The sequence below is a fragment of the Faecalibacterium sp. Marseille-Q4137 genome, from assembly GCF_017377535.1.
Lineage (GTDB): Bacteria > Bacillota > Clostridia > Oscillospirales > Ruminococcaceae > Faecalibacterium > Faecalibacterium duncaniae.
Genome location: NZ_JAFREK010000019.1, coordinates 57,756 through 64,713, shown reverse-complemented (window position 1 = coordinate 64,713; position 6,958 = coordinate 57,756). Strand labels below are relative to the sequence as shown.

Genomic DNA, 6,958 nt, shown 5'->3' with positions numbered 1-6,958 from the left:
GCTATATAGAAGTTACAGCAGGAATGGTATGATACAAGAAAAATAGATGTGTGAAACTGGAAGAAAGTAATGAATGAGGTAATAGTCTATCATATCATGCACACGGAAAGATGTGTGGCACAGGTGAGCACGGCTGGTGAGTGCAAAATTTATTTTGTAGATTTTATGTCCTACGGTCTAGTGCTGAAAGAATCGAATGACTTTGACGCTCGAATCAATAATGTGATCAGCTTCTATTCTTGGCGTGCATCCAGACTGATACCGTACGACCGTACTTATGCAAAGGAAATCTTGAATAGCATTGGTGTGTCCCAGAGCAATACGGATAGGGAACGTGCCTGGATTACGCTTTCTTACCATTGCTTATCTTTGTTGGATGTGTTCTGGGTAAAAGCAGAAAATGAGACAGTTCGGTTCGAGGAGATCAACCTTTACACGCATTCTCTGAGCAATGACTTTGTGGATATTGCACTGTGTGGACATCAGAAGACTGTAACAAATGCCCATTTTCTGGCTGATGATTTGTCCACGGGTGGATGCTACCCCAAGGCGTGGGTGCACAAAGAGGATGGCTTTTACCTTTATAAAGGCGGTGGAAGAAACGCTGTTGAGCGCGAAGTGCTGGCAAGTAAAATTTGCCGATGCTTTGACTGCCATCAGGTTCTGTATGAGCAGGGGATGTTTGAGAACGAGCCAGTTTCCATCAGCAAAATTATGACTTCACAGCGGTATAGCCTTGTGACGTATGCAGCCTATGATGTCTACTGCACAAACCGTGATTGGAATACGCTGGATAAAATTCTGGAACTGGATGCTCACGGATACTATATGATGAACATTCTGGATTATCTGGTGGGCAACACTGACCGCCATTGGGAAAACTGGGGCCTGTTGGTGGACAATGAGACGAATCAACCTATCCGTCTGCATGACCTGATGGACTTTAATCGAGCGTTCCAGCAGTATAACACGCTGGAAGGTGCAAACTGCCTGACTGTTGGAAAGCGGCATTTGAGCCAGAGAGAAGCGGCTATGGAGGCAGTACAAGCGATTGGCCTAAACCAGATTTGCGATGTAGAGAGTTCTGTATTTGTTGGATATGAGCAATATGGCGAAATGTTCAGCAGCAGATTGGAAGAAATGACCTCTGAATTTGTGCGAGATTGCGGTGAATGAAAACTGCCGTTTGTAGCAGATCTGTAGCAAATTGCTTTGATTTAACGAATCATCGCTCTAAAAATCAAAAAGTCATCATGCATCACACGCAGGGGGTCTGGGGTTCGAGTCCCTAATTCTCCACCATACAGTTCGTACTCGAACCCGATTCTTTACGAGAAAGGGTTCGGGTACTTTTTTTGTTTGCAAGAGGTTCTGCGGAAGGACTACTCAGAACGGTAAACAGGAACGAACAAAGGCAGGATACCACCATCACGGTGACACCCTGCCTTTTGTGTTACAAGGATATTCTGGGGGCGATTGCTGCGCACAAAGCGCCTTAAGCCTCTGTATTTGCTTCGGTCAGCACAAAGGTCAGCTCCGCTGTGGCGGCGCACTTGCCATCCACATAAGCAGACGCTTTCCCGATGCCCACAGGGCCGCGCTGTTCCACCAGCTCACAATGGAGCGTAAGAACATCCCCTGGGGTGACCTGCTTGCGGAAGCGGGCATTTTTGATGCCGCCGAAGAGGGCCAGCTTGCCTTTGTTTTCGGGAACGCTCAACGCCGCCACGGCTCCGGTCTGGGCCAGTGCTTCCAGGATCAGCACTCCTGGCATGACCGGCTGGCCCGGGAAGTGACCGCAGAAGAATTCTTCATTGCGGGATACGCACTTGCGGCCAATGGCCCACTGCCCCGGCTCGTAGTCCAGGATACGGTCCACGAGAGCAAAGGGATAGCGGTGGGGCAGAAGGGCTGCGATCTGCTCACTGTTCAGGGCGTTTGCGTTCTCCCGCACGGTGCGCGGTTCTGCCATGGCTCAGCCCTCCCATCTGCGCAGGGCGATGCAGGCATTATGCCCGCCAAAGCCCAGGCTGTTGCTCAGTGCGTAGGTCATGGCCTGCGCACGGCCTGCATTGGGCACATAGTCCAGATCGCATTCCGGGTCAGGCTGCTCGTAGTGGATGGTGGGCGGGGCAAACTGGTCTCGCAGGGCCAGTGCAGTGAACACGGCCTCGATGCCGCCCGCACCGCCCAGCAGGTGGCCGGTCATGCTCTTGGTGCTGACCACGGTCAGCTGCTTTGCGTGCTCACCGAACACGGCATGGATGGCAGCCGTCTCGCAGGCATCGTTCATGTGGGTGCCGGTGCCGTGGGCGTTGATGTGATCCACCTGCTCCGGGGCAATACCTGCATCGGCCAGTGTCAGCTTCATGCAGTCGATGGCACCTGTGCCGCCGGGAGCCGGTGCGGTAAAGTGGTAAGCATCGCAGTTGGCACCATAGCCTACCACCTCGGCGTAGATATGCGCACCGCGTGCCCGGGCGTGCTCCAGCTCTTCCAGAACCAGCACACCGCTGCCCTCGCCCATCACGAAGCCGCCGCGGCGGGCATCAAAGGGCAGGCTGGCAGCATCCGGGTCGGTGGCGGTGGAAAGCGCCTTCATGCTGGTAAAACCGCCGATGCCCAGCGGGCTGATGCAGCTTTCGGCACCGCCGCAGACCATGGCAGTCTCGTAACCGTCCCGGATGCGGTGGAAAGCATCGCCCACAGCGTTTGTGCCGCCGGCGCAGGCCGTGACCGGGCAGGTACACATGCCCTTCAGGCCAAAGCGGATGGCCACCTGTGCCGCCGCCATGTTGGCAATGGACATAGGCACAAAGTAGGGGCTGACCTTCTCCATGCCTTTCTCTTCCCCGCGGGTGTGCTGCTCCTCGATGGTGGGCAGGCCGCCAATGCCGCTGGAAAGGACCACACCGATGTTTTTGGCCTCTGCTTCCGTGTTCAGGCCGCTGTCGGCAATGGCCTCGGCTGCAGCAGCCAGTGCCAGCAGGGTGAAGCGGGCCATCTTGCGGGCTTCCTTTTTGTCCACAACGGTCTCGGGGTCAAAGTTTTTTACTTCACCGGCCAGCTTGCACTTGAAATCGGTGGTGTCAAACTGGGTGATGGGGCCAATGCCGCACCGGCCTGCCTTTGCGGCAGCCCAGCTGTCGGCAGCAGTGTTGCCCAGCGGGTTCACGGTGCCCAGACCGGTGATCACGACTCTGCGTTTTTCCATAGAGAATTTCTCCTTTTACATTGCCATGCCGCCGTCCACACAGAGCACCTGCCCGGTGAGATAGCTGCTTTGTTCTGCGGCAAAAAACGCCACTGCGTTTGCCACGTCCTCCGGCTGGCCTGCGCGGCCTGACGGGATGTCCTTTGCCATTTCGGTGCGGACAGCCTCCGGCAGGGCGGCGGTCATATCAGTCTCAATAAAGCCGGGCGCAACAGCGTTTACTGTCACATTGCGGCTGGCCAGCTCCCGGGCCAGGCTTTTGGTCAGGCCGATGAGCCCGGCCTTGCTGGCGGCGTAATTCGTCTGGCCTGCATTGCCCCGCAGGGCAACGACGCTGCTCAGATTGACGATCCGGCCCCAGCGCTGGCGCACCATCCGGCGGGCCGCTTCCTTGCAGCAAAGGAACGCACCCTTGAGGTTTGCGTCCAGCACAGCATCAAAGTCTGCCTCGGACATGCGCAGGATCAGGTTGTCCCGGGTAATGCCTGCATTGTTCACAAGGATATCCACCCGGCCAAAGGCGTTTCCTGCTTCCTCAAAGAGCTTTTTGCAGCCCTCGGCGGTGGAAACATCGGCCTGCACGGCCACGGCCTGCGCACCCAGGGCCCTGCACAGAGACACGGTCTCAGCGGCGGCCGCCTCGCCGTGGCAGTAGTTGACCACCACATGGCAGCCCTGCCGGGCAAGCTGTACGCACACTGCCCGGCCGATTCCCCGGCTTCCGCCGGTCACAACGGCGGTACGGATGATGGTTTCTTCGTTCATTGTTCTTCCTTCCATGCGTTCAGAACGGTGTCCAGCTGCGCCGGGGTCTCCACCGACACACAAGTCACACCGGGCAGAGTCTTTTTCACAAAGCCGGAGAGCGCATTGCCGGGGCCGACCTCCAGAATGTGATCCACACCCAGCTCGCCCAGACGGTGCAGGGTGTCCTCCATGTAGACACTGCTCTGCACCTGCCGGACCAGCAGGGCCGGGATGCTGTCGCTCTCGGCTTTTTCACGGCCCAGGCAGTTGAACAGCACCGGAACGCTCATTTCGCCAAAGGGTTCGGCGGCAAAGCGCTTTGCCAGTGCATCCCCGGCGGGAGCCATCAGACGGGTGTGGAACGGGCCGCTCACCTTGAGCGGGATGCACCGGCGGGCACCGGCCTGCTTTGCAAGCTCTGCAGCCTTGTCCACTGCGGCCTTTTCGCCGCCAATGACCAGCTGGCCCGGGCAATTGTAGTTGCAGATCTGCACGCAGCCCAGCGCGGATGCCTGCTCACAGCATTCTGCAAGGGGGACCCGGTCGAGGTTCAGCACTGCGGTCATGCCGCAGTCGATGCCGCTGGCCGCGTCGGCCATGGCTTTGCCGCGGTAGGCTGCCAGCTCAATGGCCTGCTTGGCGGTGAATACACCGGCGGCTTCCAGCGCGGAATATTCGCCCAGAGAGAGACCGGCCACATAAGCGGGCTTGACCCCCTGCTCGGCCAGAACGGCGGATACGCCGCAGGCAAAGGCCACCATGCAGGGTTGGGTGTATTCGGTCTGATTCAGAACGCCGTCCGGGTCGTCGAAGCAGACGCGGTGCAGATCAAACGGAAGGTCTGCAGCGTCGAACGCGGCACGGAAAGCGGAAGATGCTTCGTAAAATTCTTTGCCCATGCCGGGGTGCTGGGCACCCTGGCCGGCATACAAAACAGCAAGCTTCATCGGTTTTGCCTCCATTCGGTCACAAGTTCATCCATCAGCTCACGGACAGTGTACATCCGGTCCAGCCTGCCCACATTGGCCCCGCAGAAGAAAAGTCCTTCCTCCAGGTTGCCCTTGACCGCTTCGATCAGTGCATGGGTGATGCAGTAGGGCACCTTGGCGGGGTCGCAGGTCTTCAGGCAGCGGGCACAGTGCCGGGGCGGGAAGCGTCTGCCCTCCGCCATGGCCTGCACCAGCGGCGTGTTCAGCGCCCGGCCCGGCATCCCGACCGGGCTGTGGATGATGCGCACATCCTCAGAACCGGCGTTCAGCAGAACGTCCTTGTACCCCTGGGATGCATCGCACTCGTAGGTGGTGATAAAGCGGGTGGCAAGCTGAACGCCTGCGGCACCCAGTCTGGTAAAGTGAGCCATATCGGCCCCGGTGTACACGCCGCCCGCCACAAACACGGGGATGCTGTGGCCGAACTGCGCCTCATAGGGCTTTACCTCGGCCAGCACCTCCGGCAGGATCTCGTCCAGCGTCTGGCAGGTTCCGGAGAACAGGTCCTGCTCCGCAAAGCCGAGATGACCGCCTGCCTTGCAGCCCTCAATGACCACAAAATCGGCGGTGCGGCCGAACTCCTTGGCCCAGCGGCGCAGGATGAGCTTTGCCGCCCGTCCGCTGGAAACGATGGGCGCGATGGCGACCTCCATCGTGTTCACAAGGCCGGGCAGTTCCAGCGGCAGACCCGCGCCGGACACCACAGCGTCCACGCCCGCTTCCACAGCGGTGCGGATGGCGGCGGCGTAGTCCTGCGTGGCCACCATTGCATTGATGGCCACCATACCGGCACCGTTTGCGATCTGCTTTGCCTTCCGGATCTCAGCGGTCAGGGCGCGGTGGTTGGCGCTGGCCGGATCACGGGCAAAGTCCGGCTCCCGGTAGCCTGCATCGGCGGTGGAGATGCACCCCATGCCGCCGCAGGCCGCCACGGCACCGGCCAGCCCGCCCAGAGAAACGCCCACGCCCATGCCGCCCTGCAGGATGGGCACAGACAGGGCTTTCTTTCCAAGCGTCAGCATTCCTCGCTCAGCGCGTGGATACGCTGCCTCCCGCCGTTCCACAGGTCATCCAGAATGTCCGCCACAGGGCGTACCTCGTGGAGCATTCCGGCCACCTGACCGGCCATCAGACTGCCGGTGGAGGTGTCGCCTTCAAACACGGCCCGGCGCAGACTGCCCAGGGTGTACTTTTCCAGTTCCATCTTATCGGCACCGGCCTTTTCCTGCCGGACATATTCACGGCTCATCCGGTTTTTCAGCACCCGGACCGGGGAACCGCCGATGCGTCCGGTCACGATGGTGTCGCTGTCCTTGGCATTGAGCAGGGCAGCCTTGTAGTTTTCGTGGATGGGGCACTCCTCGCTCACCAGCAGGCAGGTGCCCACCTGCACGCCGCAGGCACCCAGCGCAAGGGCTGCTGCCAGCTGACGGCCATCGGCAATGCCGCCCGCCGCAATGACGGGCAGATCCACTGCGTCCACCACCTGCGGCACCAGCGCCATGGTGGCCATCTCGCCCACATGGCCGCCGCTCTCGGTCCCTTCGGCGATCACGGCATCGATGCCCAGCTTCTCCAGATGCTTTGCCAGCACAGCGGCGGCCACCACGGGGATCACCTTGATGCCCGCCGCTTTCCACAGGGGAACATATTTACCCGGGTTGCCTGCGCCGGTGGTAACCACCTGCACGCCTTCTTCCACAACGATCTGGGCAAACTCATCTGCCTGCGGGTGCATCAGCATGATGTTCACGCCAAAGGGCTTGTCAGTGAGCTGTTTGCACCGGCGGATATTTTCGCGCAGGGTGTCGGCATTCATGCCGCCCGCACCGATGATGCCCAGTGCACCTGCATTGGAGCAGGCGGCGGCAAACTCACCGGTGGCAATGTTTGCCATGCCGCCCTGGATGATGGGGTATTTCGTTCCTAAGATCTCGTTCAGTAATTTCATATGATGTTTCCAGTCGGCGGGCCGGGGACTTCTCTGTGGGTCGTCCGTTGGGACGGC

General features: G+C 59.4%; 7 protein-coding genes. 1 reads left to right on the top strand and 6 read right to left on the bottom strand.

What is annotated here, in order from left to right; translation table 11 throughout:
* Positions 1–69 precede the first annotated feature (69 nt).
* A complete protein-coding gene (locus J3353_RS09405; RefSeq protein WP_207684724.1) occupies positions 70–1,176 on the top strand; it encodes a hypothetical protein in 1,107 nt (368 codons plus the stop codon).
* Between the two features lie 319 nt (positions 1,177–1,495).
* Here the strand turns inward: J3353_RS09405 and fabZ are convergent, their stop codons facing one another.
* The 6 genes from fabZ to J3353_RS09375 are packed head-to-tail and all read right to left on the bottom strand — an operon-like array spanning position 1,496 to position 6,901.
* Complete coding sequence (fabZ, locus tag J3353_RS09400; RefSeq protein ID WP_156065991.1) at positions 1,496–1,972, bottom strand: 3-hydroxyacyl-ACP dehydratase FabZ; 477 nt, start codon at positions 1,970–1,972, stop codon at positions 1,496–1,498.
* Positions 1,973–1,975: 3 nt separating this feature from the next.
* A complete protein-coding gene (fabF, locus tag J3353_RS09395) occupies positions 1,976–3,214 on the bottom strand; it encodes a beta-ketoacyl-ACP synthase II (protein ID WP_005935311.1) in 1,239 nt (412 codons plus the stop codon).
* Between the two features lie 15 nt (positions 3,215–3,229).
* Complete coding sequence (gene fabG / locus J3353_RS09390; protein ID WP_207684723.1) at positions 3,230–3,979, bottom strand: 3-oxoacyl-[acyl-carrier-protein] reductase; 750 nt, start codon at positions 3,977–3,979, stop codon at positions 3,230–3,232.
* A complete protein-coding gene (locus J3353_RS09385; protein ID WP_097771629.1) occupies positions 3,976–4,908 on the bottom strand; it encodes an ACP S-malonyltransferase in 933 nt (310 codons plus the stop codon). The genes fabG and J3353_RS09385 overlap by 4 nt, the downstream gene beginning before the upstream one ends.
* Positions 4,905–5,972 (bottom strand): nitronate monooxygenase family protein, encoded by a 1,068-nt coding sequence (locus J3353_RS09380; RefSeq protein WP_207684722.1) that lies wholly within the window; start codon positions 5,970–5,972, stop codon positions 4,905–4,907. The genes J3353_RS09385 and J3353_RS09380 overlap by 4 nt, the downstream gene beginning before the upstream one ends.
* A complete protein-coding gene (locus J3353_RS09375) occupies positions 5,966–6,901 on the bottom strand; it encodes a DUF561 domain-containing protein (RefSeq protein ID WP_207684721.1) in 936 nt (311 codons plus the stop codon). The genes J3353_RS09380 and J3353_RS09375 overlap by 7 nt, the downstream gene beginning before the upstream one ends.
* Positions 6,902–6,958: the final 57 nt, after the last annotated feature.

Excerpts from the sequence above, each read along its gene's own strand:
- J3353_RS09375 (WP_207684721.1), bottom strand. The coding sequence starts at position 6,901 with ATGAAATTACTGAACGAGATCTTAGGAACGAAATACCCCATCATCCAG.
- fabG (WP_207684723.1), bottom strand. The coding sequence starts at position 3,979 with ATGAACGAAGAAACCATCATCCGTACCGCCGTTGTGACCGGCGGAAGC.
- J3353_RS09380 (WP_207684722.1), bottom strand. The coding sequence starts at position 5,972 with ATGCTGACGCTTGGAAAGAAAGCCCTGTCTGTGCCCATCCTGCAGGGC.
- fabZ (WP_156065991.1), bottom strand. The coding sequence starts at position 1,972 with ATGGCAGAACCGCGCACCGTGCGGGAGAACGCAAACGCCCTGAACAGT.
- fabF (WP_005935311.1), bottom strand. The coding sequence starts at position 3,214 with ATGGAAAAACGCAGAGTCGTGATCACCGGTCTGGGCACCGTGAACCCG.
- J3353_RS09405 (WP_207684724.1), top strand. The coding sequence starts at position 70 with ATGAATGAGGTAATAGTCTATCATATCATGCACACGGAAAGATGTGTG.
- J3353_RS09385 (WP_097771629.1), bottom strand. The coding sequence starts at position 4,908 with ATGAAGCTTGCTGTTTTGTATGCCGGCCAGGGTGCCCAGCACCCCGGC.